Genomic DNA, 25,190 nt, shown 5'->3' with positions numbered 1-25,190 from the left:
TTTTAGGGGGGGGGGGGGGGGGGGCTGGAATATAGGGGGGGGTGGGGGGGGGAGGTGCGCCGGGGGCCGGGGGGGGGGGCCCCCCCGCCCGGGGGGGGCCCCCCGCCCACGGCCTCCGGTCCACCGGGCCGCGGGTGCTGCACGACGGCGTCAACGTCGTCGTCCACCTGGCCCCGGCGCCGGTGGTGGCGCGGGTGGCGACGCTGACGCCGCTGCTGCGCCCCGACCCGCGCCGCCCGTTCGGCCGCGAGGTGGCGCTGGCCGGCGCCCTGGCCGCGGCCGGCGCGCCCGTCGTCCCGCCGAGCGACCTGCTGCCGCCGGGGCCGCACGTGCAGGAGGGTCTGACGCTCACCTTCTGGACCCGGGTGGAGGTGCTGCCGCGGACGCCGACCCCGGCCGAGGTGGCCACCGCGCTCGCCGGCCTGCACGCGGTGCTCGCCGGTCTGCCCGTGACCGGGAGCCCGCTGGACACCCCGCTCGACGACCTCGCGGTCTTCAGCGAGCGGGCGGGCGCGTGGGGCGTCGACGCCGCCGTCCGCGCGCGCACGGCGGAGCGGGTGGAGGCCCTCCGGCCCCGGCTGGGCGGCCTGGTGCAGGCGCTGCACGGCGACGCGCACCCCGGCAACCTGCTGGCCACGCCGGGCGGCTGGCGGTGGGCCGACCTCGAGGACACCTGCGCCGGGCCGCCGGAGTGGGACCTCGCCTGCCTGCGGCTCACCTCCCGGCTGGACGGCCGCGCCGCGCTGGACGCGGCGGGCGGCCCGTCCGACGCCGAGCTCGCGCCGTGGCTGGAGCTGCGCCGGCTGCACACGCAGGCGTGGACGAGCGTCGTCCGCGCGGCTCAGACCAGCGGGAGCGCGGGCTCGCGGTAGGTGGTGCCGGCCAGGGACGGCGGCAGCACGTCGGGGTCGAGCACCACGGGGAACAGCGCGCGCGGGTCCTGCAGGGTCGCGGGCGGGCGGGCCGCGGCGCGCGGCACCACGTGGTCCCAGCGGGCCGGGCGGCGGTGCGGCAGCAGCTCGCGGCCGTCGAACAGGTAGTCGCCGAGCACCTCCCCGACGAGCAGGCCGGCGCCGTGCTCGACGGGCAGGGCCACCGGGTCGCCGGGGCGGATCTCGTCGAGGAAGGTCGACAGCTGGCGGAGGTCCTTGCTCGGCCGGCGCCCGGAGATCTCCTTGGCCAGCGCGCGCAGCTCGGCCGGTGACAGGCCGGTGGCGTCGACGTCGATCCCCGACTGGGTGCCCAGCCCGACGACGCCGGCGGCCAGGCACGCGCCCAGCTCGTTGTGCGCCCGCGGCCGCACCACCCACACCCGGGTGCCCTCGGGCTCGGCCGCCGGCGGGACGTCGTCGGGACCGGGCCAGACGTAGGGCAGGTCGTCGGGCTCGGCGCCGAACAGCGGGGCGAACCGCGGCCGGTAGAAGTCCGGCTCCTTGGCCAGCAGGTTCGACCGGTGGGACAGGTGCAGCGCCTCGTCGCCGACCCAGGAGGGCAGCATCCCGGCGCGGGCGAGCTCGTCCTGCGTGGCGCCCTCGACGTCGGGGGCGAACTCGGCGATCAGCGTGTGCGTGCTGTCGGCGAACCCGCGCTCGCGCCAGACCCGCACCATCGCCAGGCCGTAGACGACCAGCGCCGCCGTCCGCCCGCGCCACATGTGCACGACCGGGTGCGAGGTCCAGCCGTAGTCGGGCAGCTCCAGGGCGCGCAGCACCTGCAGCGTCTCGACCCGCTGCTTGCCCAGGCGCGGCGAGTCCAGCAGCCGCGCGCTCTCCTCGAAGTCGGCCACCGGCAGGAAGGTCTGCATCGCGGCGGTTCCTGCCCGGTCGGGCGGGCGGTCAACCGCCGAGCGCCTCCAGCGCCGCCTCCCACCGGGCGCGGCGGGTGTCGTCGTCCTGCTCCCACCAGGCCGGGCCGCGCTCCCCCAGCCCGGTCTTGGCCAGCTGCACCCGGTCCCGGGCGGCCCGCCGCGCCGCGGGGTCGGGAGCCGTGCGCACCGCCGCGCGCGCCGTGCCCAGGTGGGAGAGCAGCCGGGCGCGGACGTCGTCGGGCAGGGACGGGTCCGCCGTCCGCCACCGCCGCCCGTCGACGACGACCCAGCGGCCGTCCCCGGTGTGCTCGACCTCGCGGCGGGTCACGCGCCGCAGCGGCGGGCCAGCTCGGGCAGCACCTCGCCGAGCGGGGCGTCCACCTTGACGTCGACCTTGGCGTCGCCGCGCGTGGGGCCGAGGTTGACCACCGCCACCGGGATGCCGAGCTCGGCGGCGCGCAGCACGAACCGGTAGCCGCTCATGACGGTCAGCGAGGAGCCGAGGACGAGCAGGCCGGCGGAGTCCTCGAGCATCCGGAAGCAGGTGTCCACGCGGTCGCGCGGCACGGTCTCGCCGAAGAAGACGACGTCGGGCTTGAGCGGCCCGTCGCCGCACGCGGTGCAGCCGACCATCACGAAGCCGTCGAGCACCTCGTCGGCCAGCTCGGCGTCGCCGTCGGGGTTCACCTCGTCCACGCGCGGGCCGAAGGCCGGGTTGGCGGCCCGCAGCCGGCGGTGCAGCTCGTCCCGCCGGGCGACGTCCCCGCAGGCCAGGCAGACCGTCCGGTCCAGCCCGCCGTGCAGCTCGACGACGTCCCGGGCGCCGGCGGCCTGGTGCAGCCCGTCGACGTTCTGCGTGACGACGCCGGCCAGCAGGCCGGCCCGCTGCAGCCGGGCCACGGCGGAGTGCCCGGCGTTGGGGCGGGCGGCGGCCATCTGCGGCCAGCCGACGTAGCTGCGCGCCCAGTAGCGGTGCCGCCCGCGCGGGTCGCGGCGGAAGGTCTGCCAGGTCATCGGCGTGTGCCGGCGGAGGGAGCCGGTGGCGCCGCGGTAGTCGGGGATGCCGGAGTCGGTGGACAGGCCGGCGCCGGAGAGGACGAGGACGTCGCCGTCGGCGACCAGGGCGGCCAGCTCGTCGAGGCCGTCCGCGGTCTGGACGGCGGGGAGGGCGGCGGTCACCGGCCCATGGTCCTCCGTGACCGCCCGCCGCGCCGCCGTCGTCAGGGAAGCCGGCCCTCCAGGCGGCCGAGCAGGTCGTCGTACACGCGGCGCAGGCCCCTGGGGGCGAAGGTGCGCTCGAAGAAGCCGCCGATGCCGCCCGCGCCGTTCCAGGTGGTGCGCACCCGCACGGTGCTGCTGCCGGCGTCGGCCGGGGTGACGGTCCAGGTGGTGACCATCGACGAGCGGGTGTCGCGCTCGACGAGGGTGCCGTCGGGCTCGGTGACCTCGACGTCCTGCTCGCGCACCCGCTTCGACGTCGCGGCGAACCGCCAGTGCACCCGCGTGCCCGCCCCCTGGCCGCCGGCCTCGACGCGGTAGTCGCTGAACTGCTCGGGCAGCACCTCGCGCCGGGTGCCGGTGTAGTCGGCGAGGGCGGCCCGCACCTGCTCGGCGGGGGCACGGACGACGCGTTCGGCGGTGGCCACGACCTGTCCCATGGCCGCCATCCTGCCCTCGCCGGCGCCGGCCGCGCCGCGGGGGCTCAGCCGGCGGAGTCCTCGGCGTCCAGGTAGGAGCAGCGGAACCGGGCGCCGGCCATCGCCTCGGTGAAGCGGGCCTCCCAGGCGGGGTCGTCGGCGGGGAAGGTGGCGAACACCCGGTCCTCGAGCACGACCGGCGCCCCGTCGGGGCCCGGGTACGAGCGGCGCAGCAGCACCCGCGTCTGCCCCTCGACCTCGTCGTGCGCCGGCGCCCACCGGGCCCGCGGCGGAGCCGCCCGCCGGCCCGCCGTCCAGACGCCGAGGCGGGACAGCAGCAGGGCGACGAGCACCAGCAGCAGCACGATCTCGACCACTGCGAGCAACACACCCAGACGGTAGACACCGGGGACGCTCCGCGGGCCCCTCCCGGTCGTCCCGGTAGCCTCGGCTGCGCACACCCCGGTCGGCGCAGCGCCGACGAGCCCCCGTAGCTCAGGGGATAGAGCATCGGTTTCCTAAACCGTGTGTCGCAGGTTCGAATCCTGCCGGGGGCACCCGCGCCGGGCGTCCGGCGTTCCGGGCGGGGCCGGAGGCCCTCTACCGTTCCGGACCATGGCGGACGACGCGGACTCGGCGGGACCTGCAGCGTCGGCGGACGCGCTCCTGGTGCCGCTGTCCTGGGACGGGCGGCAGGGCTGCTACGAGCAGCGGGAGGGCGTCCTCCAGGAGACGGCCCTGCTGTACGCGCGGCTGACCGCCGGGGACCCGGCCGGCCAGTGGCTGGTCTACCGCTTCCTGGACGCCTGGCGGGAGCACCTCCGGCTCTCCCTGCTCGTCCTCGTCGAGGACCTGCCGGCGCTCACCGGGGAGCCGCTCGCGCTCGACGGGGACGACGTCTTCACCCACTGGAGCGCGGTGCAGGAGGTGCTGGTCGAGCTGTGGCCCGACGCCGCCGAGGACACGGCGGTGACGTCCCGCGCACTCATCCGGCTGCGGACCGCGTTCGGTTCCGACCGCGTCGACGTCGCCGCGGTCCACCGCGAGATGCGCGCCGCGGCGGCCTTCCTCGACGGCGTGGAGGCCCGGGCGCAGGCCCAGCTGGAGTCCCTGCAGGACCGGCTCGACGACCTGCGCTGACCCGGCGCGCCCCCGCCGCGGCGTCGGGGTGGGCCCGACGGTGCACCGCGGGTACGGGGGACGCATGGCACTCCGCAACGCCGCGGTCGCGGCCGCCGGCCAGTGGACCGACCCCGACGACGGCATCCGCTACCCCAGCGGCGAGGTGCACGCCTGGGAGCGCGGGCGCAACGAGACGGTCTGCGGCCTGTCGCTCTCGCGCTCCCGGCTGGCCCGCTTCCCGCACGTGGGCTGGGCCGACGTGCAGCCCGAGTCCGGCCGCCACGCCGAGGAGGTGCAGGCCGTGTGCCGCCGCTGCCGCGCCGCGCTCGGCGCCCGCCGGGACGACCGCGGGTGGACGCGCACGAACCCCCGCCCCTGACGGCCGCTCGGTGGTACCCCTGTACCACGAGCGAGCAGGGAGGGTCGTCATGGACTTCCTCGTCGTAGCACTGGTCCTGGCCGTCGCCGTCGGCGCACTCGCCGTCGCCACCGCGCACGCCTCCCGGCCGGAGGACCCGTGGGGCCCGAGCGTGCTCCGCCTCGCCCCCGTCGCGTTCGTCGCGGGCGCCGTCCTGGCGCTGTGGGGCAGCACCGGCTGACGAACTCGTCCGGCGGACACCCCGTTCGCGCAGGAAACCTCTCGGCCTCCGAGGCGTTACCGTTCCAGATGCACGTCGTGCCCCCGGCAACGGCGCCGGGGCATAGCGGAGGTGGGAACGCAACGATGGAGACCACGGTGGTCGACGTCCCCGAGCGGGGACGGTTCGAGGTGCGGGTCGGCGAGCGCGTCGTCGGACTGGCCAGCTACCACGTCGAGAACGGCACGATGGCCCTGCCGCACACCGAGGTGGACCCCAGCATGGGGGGTCGCGGACTCGGCAAGGTCCTGGTGGGTGGCGTCCTCGACGCCGCCCGCGAGCGCGGACTGCACGTCCTGCCCTACTGCTCCTTCGTGCGCCACTACATCCAGCAGCATCCCGAGACGCTCGACCTCGTCGCCGACGAGGACAAGCCCCACTTCGGTCTGGCCACCGCCGACCGCTGACCCGGCGCTGACCTGCGGCCCCGCGCCGGGCGACCTAACCTGGCGCGGGTGCCGACAGCCCTGCTCTGGTTCCGCCGCGACCTGCGGCTGCGCGACCACCCGGCGCTGGTCGCCGCGGTCGAGGCGGCCGGCCGGGACGGCGCCGTGGTGCCGGTCTTCGTCGTCGACCCGCGGCTGTGGGAGCCGTCGGGCCGGCCGCGGCGGGAGTTCCTGCGCGACTGCCTGGCCGACCTGCGCGAGCAGACCGGCGGGGCGCTGGTCGTCCGCTCCGGGGACCCGGCGCGCGTCGTGCCCGGCCTCGTCCGCGAGACGGGCGCGGCGAGCGTGCACGTGTCCTCCGACGCCGGCGTGTACGGGCGGGCGCGGGACGCGGCGGTCGAGCGGGCGCTGGGCGAGGTCCCCCTCGTCCGCACCGGCTCGCCCTACGGCGTCACCCCCGGCCGGCTGACCAAGGACGACGGGACGCCGTTCAGGGTCTACTCGCCGTTCGCGCGGGCCTGGCGGGCGCGCGGGCTGCACTCCCCCGCCCCCCTCCCGGACGACGTCGTGTGGGCCGCCGGCGTCCGCTCCGAGGACCTGCCGCCGGCGCAGGACCTCGACGGCACGGTGCTGCCCCCGGCCGGCGAGCGCGCCGGACTGGACGCCTGGGCGCTGTTCCGCGACCAGCGGCTGCCCGGCTACGCGGCCTCGCGCAACACCCCCGGCACCGACGGCACCAGCCGGCTGTCGGCGCACCTGAAGTACGGCACCGTCCACCCCCGGACCCTGTTGGCCGAGGCGCAGGCGCTCGCCGGGGACCACGCCGAGGCGGTGGAGAGGTTCACCGGCGAGCTGGTCTGGCGCGACTTCTACGCCGACGTCCTGTGGCACCGCCCGGAGACCGCGCGCGAGCCGTTCGACGAGCGTATGAAGCGCATGCAGTACGACACCGGCCCGGTCGCCGACGAGCACTTCGCCGCCTGGGCCGAGGGGCGCACCGGCTACCCGATCGTCGACGCCGGGATGCGGCAGCTCCGCGGCGAGGCCTACGTGCACAACCGCGTGCGGATGATCGTGGCGTCGTTCCTCTGCAAGGACCTGCACGTCGACTGGCGCCGCGGCGCCCGGTACTTCCTCGACCACCTCGTCGACGGTGACCTCGCCAGCAACCACCACGGCTGGCAGTGGGTGGCCGGCACGGGCACCGACCCCTCGCCGTACTACCGGGTCTTCAGCCCGACCCGGCAGGGCCGGCAGTTCGACCCCGACGGCGTCTACGTGCGGCGCTGGGTGCCGGAGCTGCGCGACGTCCCCGACCGGTACGTGCACGAGCCGTGGACCGTGCCCGGCGGCCCGCCCGAGGGCTATCCGCTGCCGGTCGTCGACCACGCCGAGGAGCGGCAGGTGGCGCTGGCCCGCTACCGGGCGGTGCGCGGTGCCTGAGGGCCACACCCTGTACCGGCTGGCCGCGGAGCAGTCGGAGCTGTTCGCGGGCCGGCCGGTGCACGTCACCAGCCCGCAGGGCCGCTTCGCCGCCGGCGCCGCGCTGCTCGACGGGCGGGTGCTCGAGGAGGTCACCAGCTACGGCAAGCACCTGTTCGCCGACTTCGGCGGCGACGTGCTGCACGTCCACCTGGGCCTCTACGGCACCTACACGACCGGCGTCGGCGACCCGCCGCCCCCGCGCGGCGCGCTGCGGATGCGCTGGGTGGCCGACGGGCCCAAGGGCGAGGGCGTGTGGACCGACCTGCGCGGGGCGACGGCGTGCGACGTCCTTCCCCAGCCCGAGGTCGACGCGATCCTCGACCGGCTCGGCCCCGACCCGCTGCGCACCCGCCGCGGCGGCCCGCTGTCGTACGCGAGGGTCGGCCGCAGCCGGACGGCGGTCGGCGCGCTGCTCATGGACCAGTCGGTGCTGGCCGGCGTCGGCAACGTCTACCGCGCCGAGATCCTCTTCCGGCACCGCGTCTCGCCGTTCCGCCCGGGCCGCGACGTCGGCGCGCAGGAGTGGCAGGCGCTGTGGGACGACCTGGTGGTGCTCATGCGCGCCGGCGTCCGGATGGGCCGGATCGTGACCACGCAGCCGGCCGACCGCTCCCGCCGCTCGGGTGCGGTGCGCCGGGAGGACGCGCACTACGTCTACCGGCGCACCGGACTGCCGTGCCGGATCTGCGGCACCGAGGTGCGCACCGAGGAGATGGTCGGCCGCAACCTCTACTGGTGCCCCGTCTGCCAGGCGGCCTGACGGCTGCCGAGATCACGTGATCTCGTACACCAGGGCCGCCCAGGACGTACGAGATCACGTGATCTCGACGGTAGGGGTGAGCTCAGAGGGCGCCCTTGGCGGGGTCGCCGGCGGGGTGGGCGGTGAGCACCTGGACGGCGGGCCGCTCGGTGAGCTTGCCCTCGAGCTTGGCCGACAGCGCGGTCAGCGGCTCGGCCTTGCCGTGGGTGGCCAGCGCCTCGGGGCTCTCCCACTGCTCGACCATGATGAGGACGCCGCGGCCCTCGTGCAGCGCGTACCGCTCGCAGCCGGGCTCCTCGTGCACCTGCGGCACCGTCTCGAGCACGGCCTGACGGACCTCGTCCAGGTGCTCGGGCCTCGGGCTGATGGTGGCGACGACGACGACGGACACGGGCGGTCCCCTCTGCGGTGGGTGGTCGGCTCGCCGGGGCGGTGATCTGGCGCACCACGCCCCGGCCGGGCCAGGATGCCAGTCGTGGCCGACGACGGATCCCCCGCCCCGGACGGTGAGCGGCCGCTGCGGGTCGCCGTCGTCGGCGCCGGCCCGGCCGGCATCTACGCCGCCGAGACGCTGACCCGCCGGGCACCGGTCCCGGTGACCGTCGACCTGCTCGACCGGCTGCCCACCCCGTTCGGCCTGGTCCGGCACGGCATCGCCCCCGACCACCCGAAGATGCGGGCGATCCGCGACACCCTGCACCGGGCGCTGGACCACCCGGGCGTGCGGTTCGTCGGCAACGTCGAGGTGGGCACCGACGTCTCGCTCGAGGACCTGCGCGCGCACGTCGACGCCGTCGTCTACACCTACGGGGCGGCGCTGGACCGGGCGCTGGCGATCGAGGGCGAGGACCTCACCGGCAGCCTCGCCGCCACCGACCTGGTGGCCTGGTACTGCGGCCACCCCGACGCCGACCGGGCGGGGGTGGAGGCGGCGCTCGCGGGCGCGCGGCGGGCGGTCGTCGTCGGCGTCGGCAACGTGGCCCTCGACGTCGCCCGGGTGCTCTCCCGCGCCCCGCAGGAGCTCGAGCCCACCGACATGCCCCAGCACGTGCTCGACACCCTCGCCGCGACGCCGGTCGAGGAGGTCACCGTGCTCGGCCGCCGCGGCCCGGCGCAGGCGTCGTTCACCACGATGGAGCTGCGCGAGCTCGCCGGCCTGGAGCGGACCACCGTGCTCGTCGACCCCGCCGACCTCGACCTCGACCCGGCCGCCGAGGAGCGCCTGGCCGGCGACCGCAACGCCAGCCGCAACCTCGCCGTCCTGCGCGAGTGGGCCGGCCACCGGCCCGAGCCCGGCCGCGGCCGGCTGTGGCTGCGCTTCTACCGCCGGCCGGTGCGCATCCTCGGCACCGACCGGGTCACCGGGATCGAGGTGGAACGCACGGCCGTCGACGGCGACGGGCGGGCCGTGGGCACGGGCGAGACCGAGGTGCTGCCCACCGACCTCGTCGTCCGCTCGGTCGGCTACCGCGGGCAGGGCCTGCCCGGCCTGCCGGTCGACCCGCGCACCGGCACCGTGCCGAACGCGGAGGGCCGGGTGCTGCGCGACGGCGCCCGCTCCCCCGGCGAGTACGTGGCCGGGTGGATCAAGCGCGGGCCCACCGGCGTCGTCGGCACCAACAAGCACGACGCCCGCGAGACGGTGGCCTCGCTGCTGGCCGACGCCGAGGCCGGGGTGATCGGCGCGCACGGCGACCGCGACGACCTGGTGCGCACGCTGCGCGCCCGCGGCGCCGAGCCGGTGCTGCTGGAGGACTGGCGGGCCATCGACGCCGCCGAGGTCGCCCTCGGCGCCACCCGCGGCCGCGCCCGGACCACGCTGCACGAGCGCGAGTCCCTGCTGGCCGCGGTGCGGGCGGCCGCGGGGCGCTAGTCCCGCACCACGGCGATCAGGTCCCGCGCGCCCTGCGCGGAGGCCGCCGCGACGAACCGGATCAGCGTCTCGGTGTCCGGCCGGAGGGACAGCGGGTCGCCGTCGGGGGTCAGCGCCACCCCGCCGGCGGCGGCGAGCACGGCCAGCCCGCCGGCGACGTCGTGCACGTGCGTGCCGCTGCGGTCCAGGTCGTGCCAGGCGCCGGCCGACCCGTCGGCGACCAGGCACAGGTCGACGGCGGTGCAGCCGGTCACCCGCACCCGGTGCGCCGTCGCGGGCACCCGCACGGTCCGGCCCGACGGCGCGACGACGGTGCTGCCCTCCCGCACCCGCGCCGGCACGCCGTCCCGCTGCGCGCCGGTGTCCGCGGTCCCGGCCCAGCGGCGCCCCGAGGACAGGTCGACGACGAGCCCGGCCACCGCCCGGCCGCGGTGCACCAGCGCCGCCGAGAACGCCCACGGCGGCAGGCCGGCGCGGAAGTTGCCGGTGCCGTCGAGCGGGTCGAGCACGATCCACGGGTCGTCGTCGGACACGGCGGGGTCGGGCCGCTCCTCCGACAGCACGGGCACGCCGAGCGGGGCCAGCGTCCCGGCCGCGGCGGCGTGCGCGGCCTCGTCGGCGGCCATCGACCAGCTGCCGTCGTCCTTGCGCCGGTCGCGGCCGGTGTCGCGGGCCAGCGCCACGGCCACCTCGACCCGGGTCGCGGCCAGCGCGGCCAGGTGCGCGAACCGGGCGGTCAGCGGCGCCTCGTCCGGCGGGGGTGCCACCTCGACCACCCGGCCGGTGCCGGCGTCGCGGACCTGCGAGCAGCCCCAGGCCGCGGCGACGGCGAGCAGCGCCGAGCGGCCGGTGACGTGCGTGGAGCGGTGGAGGACGACGGCCTCGGTGGTGCCCTCGTCGGTCCAGCGGCGGCGCAGGTGCGCGGCGGCGCCGTCACCGACCAGCAGCCGCGCGCCGGGGTCGAGCAGCTCGGGCGCCAGGGCCGCCGGGCCGATGCCCAGCAGCCGGGCCGCGGCGCGCAGGTCCTCCCCCGACGCCGCCACCCGCATCGTGTCCGCCACGGTCCCCCCGCCGTCAGTGCTCCCCCGGCACGGTAGGCCACCGGCGCGCGCGGGGTAGGGCGCCACGGTGACGGCACCCGCGCGCACCCTCCTCGACGACGTCGACGTCGTGTTCCTCGTCCACCGGGAGGCGCCGGAGATGCTCGCCCGGCACCACGCCGCGGTGGCGGCGGCGACGGGCCCGGGGTGGCGGGGCCGGGCGCTGCTGGTGGAGAACGCCGCCGCGCCGGCGACCTCCGCGGCCGCCCGCGCCCTCCTGCGCGACTGCCACCCCGACGCCGACGCCCGGGTGCTGTCCGCCCCGCGCAACCTCGGCTGGGCGCGCGCCATGGTCCTCGCGCTCGACGCCTGCTCCGGCCGCTACGTCGCGCTGGTCAACTCCGACGGCGAGCCCGACCGGGGCATGCTGCGCCGGCTGGCCGCGGTCCTCGACGCCGAGCCGCGGGCGATCTGGGCCGCGCCCGCGGTGCACGGCCCCGGCGAGGACGACGACCCGCCCGGCCCGCCGTTCCCGGCCGAGGAGCTGGCCGGCACCGCGCTGCTCGTGCGCCGGGCGGAGTTCCTCGCCGCCGGCGGCTTCGACCCGCTGTACTTCTTCTACAACGAGGACCGCGACGCCTCCCGGCGGTTGCGCGCGGCCGGGCACCTGCTGCTGCGGGTGCCCGACACCGTCTTCCTGCACGGCAGGGGCGGCCGCACCGCGCGCGGGGTGTTCCTGCGGGAGTGGCACTACGCCCGCACCGTCCAGGTGCTCCTCCCCCAGCACGCCGACCGGCCGGTCCGGGAGACGGCGGCCTTCCTCGCCCGGCGGGGACGCCCGGTCCTCGACCACCTCCGCGACGGCGACACCCCCGGCGCCGCGGGCATCGCGCTGGCGCTGGCCGAGCTGCCGCGCGCGCTGGTGATGGCCGCCGCCCGGCGCCGCCGCCCCTGGGACGGCGCCCGGCTGGCCGCCTGGCTGGACCGCCACCGCCTCCCGGTGCGCGAGCTCAGCCCGAGTTCCGCAGCGCCGTCGCGATCCCGTTGATCGTCAGCTGGATGTTGCGCCGCACCAGCTCGTCGTCGTCCCCGGTCCGGCGCCGGCGCAGCATCTCCACCTGCAGGTGGTGCAGCGGCTCCAGGTAGGGGAACCGGTTGCGGATCGACCGGGCCAGAGACGGGTTGTCGGCCAGCAGGTGGTCGTCGCCGGTGACCGCCAGCAGCACCCGGCAGGTGCGCTCGTGCTCGGCGGTGATCTGGTCGAACACCCGCCCCCGCAGCTCCTCGTCCGGCACCAGCCCCGCGTAGCGGGCGGCGAGGTCGAGGTCGGTCTTGGCCAGCACCATCCCCATGTTCGACAGGACCGTCCGGAAGAACGGCCACCGCCGGTGCAGCTCCTGCAGCCGGGCCAGCCGCACCGGGTCGTCCCCGATCCAGGACTCCAGCGCCGAGCCGGTGCCGTACCAGCCGGGCAGCATGATCCGCGCCTGGGACCAGCTGAACACCCACGGGATGGCCCGCAGGTCGGCGATCCGGTCGCCGGCCTTGCGCGAGGGCGGGCGGCTGCCGATGTTCAGCTCGGCCAGCTCGCGGATCGGCGTCGCGGCGCGGAACCACTCCACGAACCTCGGGGTCTCGTGCACCAGCGCCCGGTAGGCCGCCTGCGCCCGGCCGGCGAGGTCGTCGAGCAGCGCGTAGGCCTCCTCCGCGCCGTCGCCGAGGCCCTCGACGTCGAGCAGCGTGGCCTCCAGCGTCGCCGCCACCAGCGCCTCGAGGTTGCGGCGGGCGAGGTCGGGCTCGCCGTACTTGGCCGCGATGACCTCGCCCTGCTCGGTCAGCCGCAGCGCGCCGGCGACCGCGCCGGGCGGCTGCGCGCGGATCGCCTCGTAGCTCGGACCTCCGCCGCGGCCGACGGTGCCGCCCCGGCCGTGGAACAGCCGCAGCCGGATCTCCTCGCGCCGCGCCACCTCGACCAGCGCCAGCTCGGCCCGGTACAGCGCCCAGTTGGCGGCGAGGTAGCCGCCGTCCTTGTTGCTGTCGGAGTAGCCGAGCATGACCTCCTGCGCGTCGCCGCGGTTGGCGACCAGCGCCCGGTACACCGGCTGGGCGAGGACGGCGGTCATGGTCTCGCCGGCGCCCTGCAGGTCGGCGATCGTCTCGAACAGCGGCGAGATGCCGACCGGGCAGGTGGGGCCGTCCTCGCCGTCGGGGTCGAGCAGGCCGACCTCCTTGAGCAGGACGGCGACCTCCAGCACGTCGCTCACCGACTCGCACATGCTGATCACGTAGTTCGGGATCGCCCGCGGGCCGAGCAGCGCGACCTGCCCGGCGGCGGCCTCCAGCAGGTCCAGCTCCCCGCGGGCCAGCTCCGACAGCTGCGCGCCCGGGCGCACCAGCGGCCGGCGCATCTGCAGCTCCCCGGCCAGCAGCTCCACCCGGGCGGCCTCGTCGAGGGCGGCGTAGTCGGGGCACACGCCGGCCCAGGCCAGCAGCTCGGCGAGGACCTCCTCGTGGACCGAGGAGTTCTGCCGCATGTCCAGCCCGGCGAGGTGGAAGCCGAACACCTCGACGGCGTCGCGCAGCCGGGCCAGCCGGTCGTCGGCCAGCGCGCCCGCGCCGTGGCTGCGCAGCGAGGCGTCGACGACGGCGAGGTCGGCGAGCAGCTCGTCGGGGGTGTCGTAGGGGTCGAGCTCGGCGATCGGCGGCACCCCGGGCACCCGCCCGAGCACCCGCCTGGCGGTGGCGGCCAGCCGGGCGTGCACGCCGTTGAGCGCCCGCCGGTAGGGCTCGTCGGCGCGGAACGGCGAGTCGTCGCGGGAGGCCTCGGCCAGGTGCGCCAGCTCCGGCGTCGGCGTGACCAGCCGGTCGGACATCGACAGCTCGCGGTACAGCTGCACCAGCTCGCCGAGGTGGTGGGCCAGCGCCGTCTCGGCCTGCCGGGTGCTGGCCCGGCGGACGGCGTCGGCGGTGACGAACGGGTTGCCGTCGCGGTCGCCGCCGATCCACGAGCCCGGCTGCAGCACCGGCTGCGTCGGCAGGCCGGCCTGCGGCCAGCGCTCCCGCAGCGCGCGGCGCAGGTCGGCGTTGATCTCGGGCACCACCCGGAACAGCGAGAGGTCGTAGTAGCGCAGCGCCTCGTCGATCTCGTCGGCCAGCCGCAGCCGGGACAGCCGCAGCAGCGCCGTCTGCCAGAGGGTGAGCACCGCCCGCTCCAGCTGCGCCGACCAGGCCGCCTCGTCGACCTCGCCCGGCGCCATCCGGTCGCGCTCCCGGATGAGCTCGGTGACCTCCTGCTGCACCTGCGAGATCGTCTTGCGGCGCACCTCGGTGGGGTGCGCGGTGACCACCGGGACCACCAGCGCGCCGGTCAGCTCCCGCGCGACGACGTCGGGGTCCAGGTCCGCCCGGTCCAGCAGCGCGAAGGTGGCCGCGAGGCTGCCCGGCTGCGGCGGCGACCCGGCCCGGCGGTGGTGCCGGCGGCGGCGCTCGTGGTGCAGGTCCTCGGCCAGGTTGGCCAGCAGCGAGAAGTGGCTGAAGGCGCGGATGACGTGGTTGGCCGCGCGGACGTCGAGGTCGCCCATGCGGGCGGCGACCTCCGCCCGGTCGGTCTCCGAGCGGCGGAGCGCGAAGGCCTGCACGCGCGTGGACTCGACCAGGTCCAGGACGTCGTCGCCGCTCTGCTCCCGGATCACCTCGCCGAGGACCCGGCCGAGCAGCCGGATGTCCTCGCGCAGCGGGGCGTCGTCGGCCCGGCCGTCCCCCTCCGGGTCGCGCCCGGGCAGGCGCAGGTCGGCGACGTCGACGGTGGCTTCCGACATGCGGGCAGTATCGGCCCCCGATGTGACGGGCAGGTGTCCCGGGGGAAGCTCCCCCGCGTGCTGACGCTGCGCGCCACCCCCGCCGCCCCCGCCCCCGCCGACCACGGGGAGGGCCCCACCTGGGACGACGCCCGCGCCGAGCTGCTCTGGGTGGACGTCGGCGCCGGCGTCGTCCGCCGGGCCGCCCTCGACGGCGACACGCTCACCGACGCCGGCTCGCTGCGCGCCGGCGACACCGTGGGCGCCGTCGTCCCGGCCGCCGGCGGCGGGTGGCTGGCCGCCGCCGGCGCCGGGTTCACCCACCTCGCCGACGACGGCACCGCCCGGGTGCTGCTGGAGCTGGCCGGCGAGGGCGGCCGCGAGGACGACGGCGGCACCCGCATGAACGACGGGAAGTGCGACCGCACCGGCCGGTTCTACGCCGGGACGATGGCCTTCGACGAGCGCCCCGGCGCCGGCGCCCTCTACCGGCTGGACACCGACGGCACGGTGACCACCGTCCGCGACGGGCTGACCGTCTCCAACGGGCTGGGCTGGTCGCCCGACGACCGCACCGTCTACCTCGCCGACTCCGGCCCCGGCCTGGTGCACGCCTTCGACCACGACCCGTCCTCCGGCTCGTGGAGCCGCGGGCGGGTGCTGCTGGAGACCGGCGGCCCCGACGGCGTGGCCGACGGCCTCACCGTCGACGACGAGGGCTGCCTCTGGACGGCGATGTGGGGCGGCGGGCAGGTGCGCCGCTGGTCACCGGAGGGCGAGCTGCTCGCCGTCGTCGAGGTGCCGGTAGCCCACACCTCCAGCTGCGCCTTCGCCGGGCCGGACCGCGGCCTGCTGGTGATCAGCACCGCGCACGGCGACGGCGACGAGGACGGGGCGGGGCGGCTGTTCACCGTGCGGCCCGGGGTCACCGGCGCGGCGGCCAACCCCTACCGCGGCCCCCTGAGCGGCCTGCGGCAGGTGTGAGGTCCGTGCACTTCCGCGGAACCGCACGGTGCAGCTCCGCGGACGTGCACGGACCGGCTAGCTGCCCTGGAGGAGCGCGAGCGCGGCGGCGGCGAGCTGGTCGCCGGCGGCGGCGCCCCGCTCGAACTCCTCCGCGGCGCCGGGGAGGTCGCCGCGGTCGGCCAGCAGCACGCCGAGGTTGTGGTGGCAGTACGCGTCGCCGGCCTGGATCCCGGCGCGGTAGGCCTCCTCGGCGGCCTCGTCGTCGGCGAGCAGCTCGCGGTACAGGTTGCCCAGCGGCAGCCAGGCCACCTGCTCGCCGAGCTTGGCGCCGCGCTCGAGCACCGAGCGGGCCTCCTCCGCGCGGCCGGTCTGCAGCAGCAGCGCGGCGAGGTCGGCGCGGGCGGCGGCGAAGTGGGCGGCGCCGGCGCGCAGCCGGTCCTCCAGGGCCGGGTCGAGGGTCGCGCACCACTGCCAGCAGGCGGCGACGGCGTCGGCCTCGGCGTCGCCGCTCGCGGCCAGCTCCTCGGCGACGGACAGGGCCTGGTCGCGCTCCCCCTGCTCGCGCAGCAGGAAGGCCAGCTGCAGGCCGCCCTCGGTGTCGCCCGCGTCGGCGGCGCCGCGGTAGGCGGCCATGGCCCCCGCGAGGTCGCCGAGCTGCTCGAGCACCAGCCCGAGGTTGCGCCAGGCGTCGGCCTCGCCGCCGGCCAGGGCCACCTCGTAGGCCTCGGCGGCCTCGGTCCAGCGCTCCTGCGCGGCGAGGCTGTTGCCCAGGTCGTAGTAGCCGGTGGCGTCGCCGAGCTCCGCCGCGCGGCGGAAGCACCACTCGGCGTCGGTCTGCCGGCCGGCGTCGGCGAGGTCGCAGCCCAGCTCGATCAGCTCGTCGGCGTCCTCGGAGGCCTGCAGCCGCCAGAGGCGCGCGTCCAGGTCCTCGGTCATGGCGCCGATGATGGCCGCGCTGACCTGGGCGCACGCCCTCCGCAGGGGTGAGGTCACCCCAACGTGTCCGGTGCTCGTCCGGGCGGGTGTCCCCCCGCCCGGTGCTCAGGCCCGCCCGGCCCGCAGGGCCTCCCGCAGCTTGGTCTTCCCGCTGGTCCGGAGCAGGGCGCCGGAGTACACCCGGCCGCCCAGCCGGACCACCAGCGCGATCGCCACGAGCATGAGCACGACGGCCACGCCGACCTCCCAGCCCGCGACGTCGCCGGCCGCCTGGCGCACCGGCACGACCATCGGCGACAGGCCCGGCACGTACGAGGTCACCGCGGCCAGCGTCCCGTCCGGGTCACCGGCCGCCTGGAGGGCGACGACGAACCCGGCGACCAGCACCAGCGTCGCCGGCGTGAGCACGCTGCCGAGGTCCTCCTGCCGGCTGACCAGCGAGGCGGCGACGGCGAACAGCGACGCGTAGAACGCGTAGCCGAGGACGAACCAGAACAGCAGCCACAGCACCGTGCCGACCAGCTCACCGGGCAGGTCGACGACGTCGAAGGCGAGCGCCCCGCCGACCCCGACCGCGGCGATGACGGCGATCTGCGCGAGGCCGAGCACGCCGAGGCCGAGGATCTTCCCGGCCAGCAGGTGCCACGGCTTCATCGTGGCCAGCAGCAGCTCCACCACCCGGCTGGACTTCTCCTCGACGACGCCCTGCGCGACGAACTGGGCGAAGAGGATGAGCAGGCTGTAGAGCACGACGACGCCGACGATCGCGACCACGACGCCCTGCCCGTCGCCGTCGCCGTCGAGGGCGGTCACCGACAGCCGCGGCAGGTCGGCGGGGTCGACGCCGGCCCCGGCGAGCGCGTCGGTGAGCGCGACCGCCCCGACCGCGCCGGACACGACCGCCTCCAGCGTCGTGTCGGGTTCGCGGACCACGAGCTCCGGGGCGGCGGCCGCGCCGACCAGGGCGCCGTCGACGCCCTCGTCCTCCACGGCGGCGCGGGCGGCGTCGTCGGTGTCGAAGCGGACCACCTCGACGTCGACGCCGAGCGCGTCGCCCTGCGCCTCGAGGGCCCGGCCCACCTGCCCGGGGTCGCCGACGACGCCGACGCGGCTGGTGTCCTCCCCGGAGTCGACGACGACCTGGAAGACCAGCAGGCCGAGGATCAGCACGATCATCAGCGCCGAGCTGGCGATGAACGCCTTGTCGCGGATGCGGGTGGAGACCTCGCGGGCGGCGACCAGGCGGACCAGCCGCCCGCTGGACAGCGGGGCGGTCACGCGGCCACCTCCTCGGGCTGCGCGGCCTGCTGCGCCGGGTCGGCGACGGCCTCGCGGAACAGCTCGACCAGCGTGGCCTCGCGCCGGGCGAAGTGGGTGACCCGGCCGGTGCGCAGCGCGGCGGCGAGGACCTGCTGGTCGTCGGCGTCCGCGGCCAGCTCCAGCAGCGTGTCGCCGGCCTGCTCGGAGACGACCCGGACGCCGGGCACAGCGGCGGCCCAGCCGGGCGCGGCGTCGGGGACGACGACCCGCAGCAGCCGGCCGGCCTCGCGGCGGCGCAGCTCCTCGACGGTGCCGGTGGCGACCATGCGGCCGCGGGCGAGGATGCCCACCGAGTCGCACAGCCGCTCGACCAGGTCGAGCTGGTGGCTGGAGAACACGACCGGCACCCCGGCGCGGCACTGCTCGAGCAGCGCCTCGGCCAGCGCGTCGACGCCGACCGGGTCCAGGCCGCTGAAGGGCTCGTCGAGGATCAGCACCTCGGGCCGGCTGACCAGCGCGGCGGCGAGCTGCACCCGCTGCTGGTTGCCCAGCGACAGCTTCTCGACGGGGTCGCCGCGGCGCCCGCCCAGGCCCAGCCGCCCGGACCACTCGTCCGCGGCGCGGGCCGCGGCGGCGGCGTCCATGCCGTGCAGCCGGGCGAAGTAGGTCAGCTGCTCGCCGACCCGCATCTTCGGGTAGAGCCCGCGCTCCTCCGGCATGTAGCCGATCCGCCGCCGGGTCTCCTCGTCCAGCGGCCGGCCGCGCCAGCGCACCTCGCCCGCGTCGGCCCGGGCCAGGCCCATGGCGATGCGCATGGTCGTCGTCTTCCCGGCCCCGTTGGACCCGCAGAAGCCGAACATCGAGCCGGGGGCGACGGTGAAGCCGACGCCCTCCAGCACGCGGTTGTCGCCGTAGCTCTTGTGGAGCCCGTCGAACTCGAGCACCGTTCCTCCGTTCCAAGATCCCCGTGCGCGCCGACGCTATCCGTCCCGCCTCGCGGACCGTGCTGACCTGGGGTGTCATCGGGGCATGAGCCAGGAGAACGTCCCCGCCAGCCCACCGTCGGGCGTCGGGCTGGACGGGCTGCGCCAGGCGGCGGCCGGCTGCCGGGCCTGCGAGCTGTGGGAGCCGGCGACCCAGACCGTCTTCGGCGAGGGCCCGGAGACCGCCCGGATCGTGTTCGTCGGCGAGCAGCCCGGCGACCAGGAGGACCGCAGGGGCGAGCCGTTCGTCGGCCCGGCCGGCCGGCTGCTGGACCGGGCGCTGGCCGAGGCCGGGATCGAGCGCAAGGACGCCTACGTCACCAACGCGGTCAAGCACTTCCGCTTCACCCCGACGCCCAAGCGGCGGATCCACCAGTCGCCGGGCGCGGAGCACCTCCGCGCCTGCCGGCCGTGGCTGGAGGCGGAGTTCGAGGTGCTCAAGCCCGAGGTCGTCGTCTGCCTGGGCGCGACGGCGGCCAAGGCGCTCATCTCGCCGTCGTTCCGGATCACCAAGGAGCGCGGGAAGCTCATGCCGTGGACGCCGCCGGGCGTCGCGCGCGCCGAGGCCGGCGACGACGAGCCGGAGGAGGACGCCCCCGCCCAGACCTGGATGCTCGCGACCGCGCACCCCTCGGCGATCCTGCGGACGCCGGACGAGGCCCGTGCCGCGGCGTTCGACGCGCTGGTCGCGGACCTCCGCGTCGTCGCCGGCGCCCTGGCGTAGAGCGCGACGACCCTGGGCCCAGCGGGGCATCCCCGCGGAAGAGTCCTGGACCGAGGGGTGACCACCTGGCTGGTGGCACGATCCTGGCGCTCACCCGCCGGGAGCGGGGGGCTCCTCCAGCAGCGCACCGATCAAGGTGTCGCCGAGCCAGATCTCGTACTCCTCCTCGCTCCAACCCCGGTCGACGACGAGGCTGTCGTGATTCGCCTGCGCGCAGATCGTCCACAGCAGGTCCGCCGCCCGGTCGGGCGAGACCCCGGCCCGGAGCGCGCCTCGCTCGTGCAGCAGCCCGGCGAACCGGCGCATCCCCTCAAGCCGCTGCTGCGCCAACCGCTCCCGCAGTGACACGAGTGCGGGATCGTGCCCGGCGGCGGACTCGAGAACGCGAAGCAGCGGTCCGGTACGCCCCCAGACGCCCGGCTGGGTCGCGGCGTAGGCCCGGAGCTGCTTGCGAGGGTCGACCTCCTCGATGACCCTGCGGATGCCCGGACGTTCGTCGACCGGCACCTCGGCCCGGGCGGCCCCACCTGCGATCGCCGCCTGCACCGCCGCCGCCAGCAGCTCGGCCTTGCCACCGGCGGAGCGGTACACCGTCTCGACGGCGACCCCTGCCTCCTCGGCGACGGCCGGGATCGTCGTCCCCACGTAGCCGCGGTCCAGGAACAGGTGCGCTGCCGCCTCGACGATCCGCCGGCGCGTGAGCGCCGCGCGTTCACGCCGTCGAGGCGCGTCATAACGCCGCCGGGGCCTTGCGTCGTCCGACATTGGCGAGAACGATACTGGCATCAATACAGGGGTGCCCACCGCCCCGGCGGTCACCCCGCAGAGGGGAGGAGCCATGACCGCCACCGCCACCCCGGACATCACGGCGATCGCCCGCCGGGTTCTCGAGGAGGTCTTCCCGGCCGACGACGAGGCCGCGCTCGCCGAGGCCGTCAGCCCCGCGGTCGTCAACCACGACGCGCCCGAGGGGACGCCGCCCGGGCTCGGCAGCATCGCCTACCCGATGCACGCGCTGGCCCGCGCGTTCTCCGACCAGAGGTGGACCATCCACCGCACGGTCACGGAGGGCGACACGGTCGCCCTCTACTGCACACACTCCGGGCGGCACACCGGTGACTTCTTCGGCCTGCCGGCCACGGGACGGGCCTTCTCCTACCGGCAGATGCACATGGTCCGCTTCACGGGCGGCAAGGCCGTCGAGCACTGGGCTGTGCGCGACGATGCCGCTCTCACGCGCCAGCTCACGAGTTGACCGTCCCGGGCCGGCCGGGCGGCCGACCCGTTCGTCCTCGCGGGGGCGCCCCCTAGGGCGCCGTCCGCGAGGCGCGGAACAGCCGGAACGAGGGCACCAGCAGCGCAACCACCACCATCGCGACGACGACGATGACGCCGCCGGAGACCATGGCGACCCCGACGCCCGCCGCGCTGGCCACCGCGCCGGCCCGCAGGTCGCCCAGCCGCGGCCCGCCGGCCACGACGACGATGAACACGCCCTGCATCCGCCCGCGCATCTCGTCGGGCGCGGCGGTCTGCAGCATCGACGAGCGCAGCACCGCGCTGACCATGTCCCCGGCCCCGGCGACGGCGAGGAAGAACACCGCCAGCCACAGCGGCTGCGCGAGCCCGAACCCGATGATCGCGACGCCCCACACGACGATCGCGGCCAGCACCACCGCGCCCTGCCGGTCGACCCGCGACACCCAGCCCGAGGTCAGGCCCATGAGCAGGGCGCCGATCGAGATGCCGGCGAACAGCCACCCGTAGGCGTTGGCCGACCCGGCGTAGCGGTCGGCGGCGAGCTCGGGGAACACCGCCTGCGGCCAGGCGAACAGCATCGCGATCACGTCGACGACGAACGTCATGAGCAGCACCGGCTGGGTGCGCAGGAAGGCGAAGCCCTCCCCCACCCCGCGGACGGCGGCGCCCAGGCGCAGCGGCCCGGTGTTCCCGCCCGGCGGCAGCGGCGGCAGGCCGCGCACCAGGACGACGGCGACGAGCAGCGTGGCGGCGTCGACGGCGTAGGCGACGAACAGGTCGCCCAGGGCGATGAGCAGCCCGGCGACCAGCGGGCCGACGATGACGCCGACCTGCCGCACGGTCATCGCCAGCGCGTTCGCCGCCGCCACGCCCTCCGGCCCGACCAGCGCGGGGATCACCGCGCTGCGGGCGGGCTGGTTGACCGCGGTGAAGCCGGAGACCGCGGCCACGAGCACCCACAGCAGCCAGATGTTCCCGCCGCCGGGCAGCAGCGCCTGCAGCGCCAGCAGCGCGCTGGTCACCGCCGAGCCGACGCCGGTGACGAGCATCAGCTTCCGCCGGTCCATCGCGTCGGCGATCGCGCCGCCGAGCAGGCCGAAGACCACCAGCGGCACCAGCGACACCATCGACGTGACGCCGACCAGCAGCGAGTCGCGGGTGATCGCGTAGACCTGCACCGGGACGGCGACCAGCGTCATCTGCTGGCCGACCATCGTCGAGGTCAGCCCCCAGAACAGCCGCCGGTAGCCGGGGTTGCGCAGCGGGCTGGTGTCCAGCGCCCAGCCGCGGCGGCGCGGCACGGGCGCGGGCTCCGCCACCTTCCCCGGCTCGGCCGGGCCGACGGGTCGGCCCGGCTGCAGGGGCCCGCGCCGAGCGTGCGAGGGGCGGGGGGCAACGGGGTCCTCCGTCACGGGGCGAGCCGCTGGAGCACCCAGCCGCCCCCCTCCTCGTCGTCGCGGACGAAGCGCAGCCGGTCGTGCAGCCGGCCCGGGCCGCCCTGCCAGAACTCGACGGTCCGCGGCACCACGCGGTAGCCGCCCCAGGCCGGCGGCCGCGGCACCTTCTCCGTCGTCGTCTCCTCGTCGAGCAGCCGCACCCGCGCCTCGAGCTCTTCCCGGGAGTCGACGACGGTGGACTGGACCGAGGCGACGGCGGCCAGCTGCGCCTCGCGCGGGCGGGGGTCCCACAGGTCGTCGGAGGCGGCCTCGCCGACGCGCTCGACGGTGCCGGTCACCCGGACCTGCCGCTGCAGCGCGTGCCAGGGGAAGACCAGCGCCGCGCGCGGGTTGGCGGCCAGCTGCGCGCCCTTGGTCGAGGCGTAGCTGGTGCCGAAGACGAAGCCGGCCTCGTCGTAGCCCTTGAGCAGCACGATCCGCGCGTCGGGGGCGCCGTCGGCGTCGGCCGTGGCCACGACGACCGCGTTCGGGTCGGGGACGTCGGCGGCGACGACGTCGCGGAACCAGGCGTCGAACTGCTCGACCCAGGTGGGCGCGAGGTCCTCCTCGCGCAGGCCCGGGCGGTCGTAGTCCCTGCGCATGCGGGAGAGGTCGGCCACCCCGCCATGCTGACACCGCGCCGGGGACCGGGCGCCGGGCGGCTCCCGCTGGACGGCAGCCCCGGATGGAACGGAGGCGGCCGCGGGGCCTAGTGTCGCGGTGCAGTCGTGCGCCGCTGAACGTGCGGGCACGAGGTCCGCGCGCGCAGAGGAGCATGCGAGATGGCCGACGACTTCGTACCCGGCCTCGAAGGCGTCATCGCCTTCGAGACGACGATCGCGGAGCCCGACAAGGACGGCGGGTCGCTCCGCTACCGCGGGGTCGACATCGAGGACCTGGTCGGCAAGATCACCTTCGGCAACGTCTGGGCGCTGCTGGTCGACGGCAAGTTCGGCCCCGGCCTGCCCCCCGCCGAGCCGTTCCCGATCCCGGTGCACAGCGGCGACGTCCGCGTCGACGTCCAGGCCGCGCTGGCGATGCTCGCCCCGTTCTGGGGCTACCGCCCGCTGCTGGACATCAGCGACGAGGAGGCCCGCGACCAGCTGGCCCGCGCCGCGGTCATGGCGCTGTCCTACGTCGCCCAGTCCGCCCGCGGCATCGGCGTCCCGGCCGTGCCGCAGAGCCGCATCGACGAGGCCTCGACGATCGTCGAGCGGTTCATGGTCCGCTGGCGCGGCGAGCCCGACCCCCGCCACGTCGCGGCCGTCGACGCCTACTGGACGTCGGCCGCCGAGCACGGCATGAACGCCTCCACCTTCACCGCCCGCGTCATCGCCTCCACCGGCGCCGACGTCGCCGCCGCGATGTCCGGCGCGATCGGCGCGATGTCGGGCCCGCTGCACGGCGGCGCCCCCTCACGGGTGCTGCACATGCTCGACGGCGTGGAGCAGGCCGGCGACGCGGAGAAGTACGTCAAGGACCTGCTCGACCGCAAGGAGCGCCTGATGGGCTTCGGGCACCGGGTCTACCGGGCCGAGGACCCCCGCGCCCGCACGCTGCGCAAGGCCGCGAAGGAACTCGGCGCCCCGCGCTTCGAGGCCGCGCTGGCCCTGGAGAACGCCGCGCTCAAGGAGCTGCGCGAGCGGCGCCCGGACCGGCCGATCGAGACCAACGTCGAGTTCTGGGCGGCGATCGTCCTCGACTTCGCCGAGGTCCCGAGCCACATGTTCACGTCGATGTTCACCTGTGCCCGCACCGCCGGCTGGTGCGCGCACATCCTGGAGCAGAAGCAGACCGGCCGCCTCGTGCGCCCGTCGGCCCGCTACGTCGGGCCCGCCGCGCGCAAGCCCGAGGAGGTCGAGGGCTTCGACACCATCCAGGTGAAGGCCGTCAACGCGGCCGCCCCGGCGTAGTCCCAGGCCGCCCGACCACCCGTCGAGGAGCACCCCCCGGCATGAGCACCACCATCCCCGCCGACCTGCTGCCCGCCGACGGGCGGTTCGGCTGCGGCCCGTCGAAGGTCCGCCCGGAGGCGCTGCGGGCGCTGGCGTCCGACGGCGCGGCGCTGATGGGCACCTCGCACCGCCAGGCCCCGGTCAAGGGCCTGGTCCGGCAGGTCCGCGAGGGGCTGGCCCAGCTGTTCGACCTGCCCGAGGGCTACGAGGTCGTGCTGGGCAACGGGGGCTCCACGGCGTTCTGGGACGCCGCCGCGCTCGGGCTGGTGCGGCGGCGCAGCGCCCACGGCACCTACGGCGAGTTCTCCGCGAAGTTCGCCTCCGCGGTCGCCGAGGCGCCGTTCCTCGACGAGCCGGTCGTCACGCGGGGCGAGCCGGGCACGCTGGCGCTGCCCACGGCGCAGGAGGGCGTCGACGCCTACGCGTGGGCGCACAACGAAACCTCGACGGGGGTCATGGCGCCGGTGGTGCGCCCGCACGGCGCCGACGACGACGCGCTCGTGCTGATCGACGCCACCAGCGGCGCCGGCGGCCTCCCGGTCGACGTCGCCGAGACCGACGCCTACTACTTCGCGCCGCAGAAGTCCTTCGCCTCCGACGGCGGCCTCTGGATCGCGCTGATGAGCCCGGCGGCGCTGGAGCGGGTGGCCGAGATCAAGGCGTCGGGGCGGTGGATCCCCGGGTTCCTGGACCTGTCGATCGCCGTCGACAACTCCACCAAGGACCAGACCTACAACACCCCCGCCGTCGCGACGCTGTTCCTGCTCGCCGACCAGGTCCGCTGGATGCTCGGCCTCGGCGGGCTCTCCGGCGCCGTCGCCCGCAGCCGGGAGTCCTCCAGCCGGCTCTACGGGTGGGCGGAGAAGACCGCCTACACGACGCCGTTCGTCGCCGACCCGGAGCAGCGCAGCCTCGTCGTCGGCACGGTGGACTTCGACCCGTCCGTCGACGCCGCACAGGTGGCGAGGGTGCTGCGGGCCAACGGCGTCGTCGACGTCGAGCCCTACCGCAAGCTCGGCCGCAACCAGCTGCGGGTCGGCATGTTCCCCGCGGTCGACCCCGACGACGTCAGCGCGCTGACCGCCTGCATCGACTTCGTCGTCGAGCGCCTGTGACGGCCCCGGC

At 76.5% G+C, this 25,190-nt stretch carries 28 protein-coding genes and 1 tRNA gene; 15 read left to right on the top strand and 14 right to left on the bottom strand.

Annotated features, from left to right (window positions below; all coding sequences use genetic code 11):
• Positions 1–134 precede the first annotated feature (134 nt).
• The gene (locus tag ACI79L_RS11125) at positions 135–872 is read left to right on the top strand and encodes a phosphotransferase family protein (protein WP_456936844.1); all 738 of its coding nucleotides are present in this window, start codon (positions 135–137) and stop codon (positions 870–872) included.
• On the opposite strand, the gene ACI79L_RS11120 is transcribed toward ACI79L_RS11125, so the two are convergent.
• The 5 genes from ACI79L_RS11120 to ACI79L_RS11100 are packed head-to-tail and all read right to left on the bottom strand — an operon-like array spanning position 842 to position 3,833.
• Positions 842–1,804 carry an MSMEG_6728 family protein gene (locus tag ACI79L_RS11120; protein WP_456936843.1) on the bottom strand — a complete coding sequence of 321 codons (963 nt, stop codon included), beginning with the start codon at positions 1,802–1,804 and terminating at the stop codon, positions 842–844. The genes ACI79L_RS11125 and ACI79L_RS11120 overlap by 31 nt on opposite strands.
• 31 nt (positions 1,805–1,835) lie before the next feature.
• The gene (locus ACI79L_RS11115) at positions 1,836–2,135 is read right to left on the bottom strand and encodes a biopolymer transporter Tol (protein WP_456936842.1); all 300 of its coding nucleotides are present in this window, start codon (positions 2,133–2,135) and stop codon (positions 1,836–1,838) included.
• Positions 2,132–2,986: an NAD-dependent protein deacetylase gene (locus ACI79L_RS11110; protein ID WP_456936841.1), complete on the bottom strand. Its 855-nt coding sequence runs from the start codon at positions 2,984–2,986 to the stop codon at positions 2,132–2,134. The genes ACI79L_RS11115 and ACI79L_RS11110 overlap by 4 nt, the downstream gene beginning before the upstream one ends.
• 41 nt (positions 2,987–3,027) lie before the next feature.
• On the bottom strand, positions 3,028–3,465 hold the full coding sequence (locus ACI79L_RS11105; RefSeq protein WP_456936840.1) for an SRPBCC family protein: 438 nt from the start codon (positions 3,463–3,465) through the stop codon (positions 3,028–3,030).
• Between the two features lie 44 nt (positions 3,466–3,509).
• Complete coding sequence (locus ACI79L_RS11100) at positions 3,510–3,833, bottom strand: hypothetical protein (RefSeq protein WP_456936839.1); 324 nt, start codon at positions 3,831–3,833, stop codon at positions 3,510–3,512.
• Positions 3,834–3,928: 95 nt separating this feature from the next.
• Between ACI79L_RS11100 and ACI79L_RS11095 the strand changes: the two genes are divergently transcribed.
• The 7 genes from ACI79L_RS11095 to ACI79L_RS11065 all read left to right on the top strand — a co-directional run bounded on the left by ACI79L_RS11095 (position 3,929) and on the right by ACI79L_RS11065 (position 7,835).
• Positions 3,929–4,001 (top strand) — tRNA-Arg (locus ACI79L_RS11095).
• A gap of 58 nt (positions 4,002–4,059) precedes the next feature.
• Entirely contained in the window at positions 4,060–4,584 is a 525-nt protein-coding gene (locus tag ACI79L_RS11090) for a hypothetical protein (protein ID WP_456936838.1), read from the top strand.
• Between the two features lie 64 nt (positions 4,585–4,648).
• A complete protein-coding gene (locus tag ACI79L_RS11085; protein WP_456928119.1) occupies positions 4,649–4,945 on the top strand; it encodes a hypothetical protein in 297 nt (98 codons plus the stop codon).
• A gap of 49 nt (positions 4,946–4,994) precedes the next feature.
• Positions 4,995–5,165 (top strand): hypothetical protein, encoded by a 171-nt coding sequence (locus tag ACI79L_RS11080; RefSeq protein WP_456936837.1) that lies wholly within the window; start codon positions 4,995–4,997, stop codon positions 5,163–5,165.
• A 125-nt stretch (positions 5,166–5,290) separates the two neighbouring features.
• On the top strand, positions 5,291–5,611 hold the full coding sequence (locus tag ACI79L_RS11075; RefSeq protein ID WP_456928117.1) for a GNAT family N-acetyltransferase: 321 nt from the start codon (positions 5,291–5,293) through the stop codon (positions 5,609–5,611).
• A gap of 48 nt (positions 5,612–5,659) precedes the next feature.
• Complete coding sequence (locus tag ACI79L_RS11070) at positions 5,660–7,033, top strand: cryptochrome/photolyase family protein (RefSeq protein ID WP_456936836.1); 1,374 nt, start codon at positions 5,660–5,662, stop codon at positions 7,031–7,033.
• A complete protein-coding gene (locus ACI79L_RS11065) occupies positions 7,026–7,835 on the top strand; it encodes an Fpg/Nei family DNA glycosylase (RefSeq protein ID WP_456936835.1) in 810 nt (269 codons plus the stop codon). The genes ACI79L_RS11070 and ACI79L_RS11065 overlap by 8 nt, the downstream gene beginning before the upstream one ends.
• 82 nt (positions 7,836–7,917) lie before the next feature.
• Here the strand turns inward: ACI79L_RS11065 and ACI79L_RS11060 are convergent, their stop codons facing one another.
• Positions 7,918–8,226, bottom strand: coding sequence for a putative quinol monooxygenase (locus ACI79L_RS11060; RefSeq protein ID WP_456936834.1), 309 nt, complete (start codon positions 8,224–8,226; stop codon positions 7,918–7,920).
• Between the two features lie 84 nt (positions 8,227–8,310).
• Between ACI79L_RS11060 and ACI79L_RS11055 the strand changes: the two genes are divergently transcribed.
• Entirely contained in the window at positions 8,311–9,708 is a 1,398-nt protein-coding gene (locus ACI79L_RS11055) for an FAD-dependent oxidoreductase (RefSeq protein ID WP_456936833.1), read from the top strand.
• On the opposite strand, the gene ACI79L_RS11050 is transcribed toward ACI79L_RS11055, so the two are convergent.
• The gene (locus tag ACI79L_RS11050; RefSeq protein WP_456936832.1) at positions 9,705–10,769 is read right to left on the bottom strand and encodes an inositol monophosphatase family protein; all 1,065 of its coding nucleotides are present in this window, start codon (positions 10,767–10,769) and stop codon (positions 9,705–9,707) included. The genes ACI79L_RS11055 and ACI79L_RS11050 overlap by 4 nt on opposite strands.
• 67 nt (positions 10,770–10,836) lie before the next feature.
• Here ACI79L_RS11050 and ACI79L_RS11045 point away from each other — a divergent pair, with 67 nt between their 5' ends.
• Complete coding sequence (locus ACI79L_RS11045; RefSeq protein WP_456936831.1) at positions 10,837–11,796, top strand: glycosyltransferase; 960 nt, start codon at positions 10,837–10,839, stop codon at positions 11,794–11,796.
• Here the strand turns inward: ACI79L_RS11045 and ppc are convergent.
• Complete coding sequence (gene ppc / locus ACI79L_RS11040) at positions 11,759–14,566, bottom strand: phosphoenolpyruvate carboxylase (protein ID WP_456936830.1); 2,808 nt, start codon at positions 14,564–14,566, stop codon at positions 11,759–11,761. The two genes, ACI79L_RS11045 and ppc, sit on opposite strands and share 38 nt — an antisense overlap.
• Positions 14,567–14,623: 57 nt before the next feature.
• On the opposite strand from ppc, the gene ACI79L_RS11035 reads away from it, so the two are divergent.
• Positions 14,624–15,529 carry an SMP-30/gluconolactonase/LRE family protein gene (locus tag ACI79L_RS11035; RefSeq protein ID WP_456936829.1) on the top strand — a complete coding sequence of 302 codons (906 nt, stop codon included), beginning with the start codon at positions 14,624–14,626 and terminating at the stop codon, positions 15,527–15,529.
• Positions 15,530–15,586: 57 nt separating this feature from the next.
• Here the strand turns inward: ACI79L_RS11035 and ACI79L_RS11030 are convergent, their stop codons facing one another.
• The 3 genes from ACI79L_RS11030 to ACI79L_RS11020 form a co-directional block, all read right to left on the bottom strand.
• A complete protein-coding gene (locus ACI79L_RS11030) occupies positions 15,587–16,447 on the bottom strand; it encodes a tetratricopeptide repeat protein (RefSeq protein ID WP_456936828.1) in 861 nt (286 codons plus the stop codon).
• A 105-nt stretch (positions 16,448–16,552) separates the two neighbouring features.
• Complete coding sequence (locus ACI79L_RS11025) at positions 16,553–17,725, bottom strand: ABC transporter permease (RefSeq protein WP_456936827.1); 1,173 nt, start codon at positions 17,723–17,725, stop codon at positions 16,553–16,555.
• Positions 17,722–18,651 carry an ABC transporter ATP-binding protein gene (locus tag ACI79L_RS11020; protein ID WP_456936826.1) on the bottom strand — a complete coding sequence of 310 codons (930 nt, stop codon included), beginning with the start codon at positions 18,649–18,651 and terminating at the stop codon, positions 17,722–17,724. The genes ACI79L_RS11025 and ACI79L_RS11020 overlap by 4 nt, the downstream gene beginning before the upstream one ends.
• A gap of 85 nt (positions 18,652–18,736) precedes the next feature.
• Here ACI79L_RS11020 and ACI79L_RS11015 point away from each other — a divergent pair, with 85 nt between their 5' ends.
• Positions 18,737–19,414: a UdgX family uracil-DNA binding protein gene (locus ACI79L_RS11015; RefSeq protein WP_456936825.1), complete on the top strand. Its 678-nt coding sequence runs from the start codon at positions 18,737–18,739 to the stop codon at positions 19,412–19,414.
• A gap of 90 nt (positions 19,415–19,504) precedes the next feature.
• On the opposite strand, the gene ACI79L_RS11010 is transcribed toward ACI79L_RS11015, so the two are convergent.
• A complete protein-coding gene (locus ACI79L_RS11010) occupies positions 19,505–20,179 on the bottom strand; it encodes a TetR/AcrR family transcriptional regulator (RefSeq protein ID WP_456936824.1) in 675 nt (224 codons plus the stop codon).
• 73 nt (positions 20,180–20,252) lie between these two features.
• On the opposite strand from ACI79L_RS11010, the gene ACI79L_RS11005 reads away from it, so the two are divergent.
• Positions 20,253–20,669, top strand: coding sequence for an ester cyclase (locus ACI79L_RS11005; protein ID WP_456936823.1), 417 nt, complete (start codon positions 20,253–20,255; stop codon positions 20,667–20,669).
• 52 nt (positions 20,670–20,721) lie between these two features.
• On the opposite strand, the gene ACI79L_RS11000 is transcribed toward ACI79L_RS11005, so the two are convergent.
• Entirely contained in the window at positions 20,722–21,975 is a 1,254-nt protein-coding gene (locus tag ACI79L_RS11000; protein WP_456936822.1) for an MFS transporter, read from the bottom strand.
• Between the two features lie 107 nt (positions 21,976–22,082).
• Entirely contained in the window at positions 22,083–22,730 is a 648-nt protein-coding gene (gene pdxH, locus ACI79L_RS10995; RefSeq protein WP_456936821.1) for a pyridoxamine 5'-phosphate oxidase, read from the bottom strand.
• 162 nt (positions 22,731–22,892) lie between these two features.
• Here pdxH and ACI79L_RS10990 point away from each other — a divergent pair, with 162 nt between their 5' ends.
• Entirely contained in the window at positions 22,893–24,023 is a 1,131-nt protein-coding gene (locus tag ACI79L_RS10990; RefSeq protein ID WP_456936820.1) for a citrate synthase 2, read from the top strand.
• Between the two features lie 41 nt (positions 24,024–24,064).
• Positions 24,065–25,180 carry a phosphoserine transaminase gene (gene serC, locus ACI79L_RS10985; RefSeq protein WP_456936819.1) on the top strand — a complete coding sequence of 372 codons (1,116 nt, stop codon included), beginning with the start codon at positions 24,065–24,067 and terminating at the stop codon, positions 25,178–25,180.
• Positions 25,181–25,190 lie beyond the last annotated feature (10 nt).

This window comes from Geodermatophilus sp. SYSU D00684, assembly GCF_054050455.1.
This window is presented reverse-complemented; position numbering and strand designations above follow the sequence as displayed.

Bases quoted from the DNA above. Each gene is read 5' to 3' on its own strand.
- ACI79L_RS11120 (WP_456936843.1), bottom strand. From the start codon at position 1,804: ATGCAGACCTTCCTGCCGGTGGCCGACTTCGAGGAGAGCGCGCGGCTG.
- ACI79L_RS11105 (WP_456936840.1), bottom strand. From the start codon at position 3,465: ATGGGACAGGTCGTGGCCACCGCCGAACGCGTCGTCCGTGCCCCCGCC.
- ACI79L_RS11090 (WP_456936838.1), top strand. From the start codon at position 4,060: ATGGCGGACGACGCGGACTCGGCGGGACCTGCAGCGTCGGCGGACGCG.
- ACI79L_RS11085 (WP_456928119.1), top strand. From the start codon at position 4,649: ATGGCACTCCGCAACGCCGCGGTCGCGGCCGCCGGCCAGTGGACCGAC.
- ACI79L_RS11080 (WP_456936837.1), top strand. From the start codon at position 4,995: ATGGACTTCCTCGTCGTAGCACTGGTCCTGGCCGTCGCCGTCGGCGCA.
- ACI79L_RS11075 (WP_456928117.1), top strand. From the start codon at position 5,291: ATGGAGACCACGGTGGTCGACGTCCCCGAGCGGGGACGGTTCGAGGTG.
- ppc (WP_456936830.1), bottom strand. From the start codon at position 14,566: ATGTCGGAAGCCACCGTCGACGTCGCCGACCTGCGCCTGCCCGGGCGC.
- ACI79L_RS11030 (WP_456936828.1), bottom strand. From the start codon at position 16,447: ATGACCGAGGACCTGGACGCGCGCCTCTGGCGGCTGCAGGCCTCCGAG.
- ACI79L_RS11015 (WP_456936825.1), top strand. From the start codon at position 18,737: ATGAGCCAGGAGAACGTCCCCGCCAGCCCACCGTCGGGCGTCGGGCTG.
- ACI79L_RS11010 (WP_456936824.1), bottom strand. From the start codon at position 20,179: ATGTCGGACGACGCAAGGCCCCGGCGGCGTTATGACGCGCCTCGACGG.
- ACI79L_RS11005 (WP_456936823.1), top strand. From the start codon at position 20,253: ATGACCGCCACCGCCACCCCGGACATCACGGCGATCGCCCGCCGGGTT.
- ACI79L_RS10990 (WP_456936820.1), top strand. From the start codon at position 22,893: ATGGCCGACGACTTCGTACCCGGCCTCGAAGGCGTCATCGCCTTCGAG.
- serC (WP_456936819.1), top strand. From the start codon at position 24,065: ATGAGCACCACCATCCCCGCCGACCTGCTGCCCGCCGACGGGCGGTTC.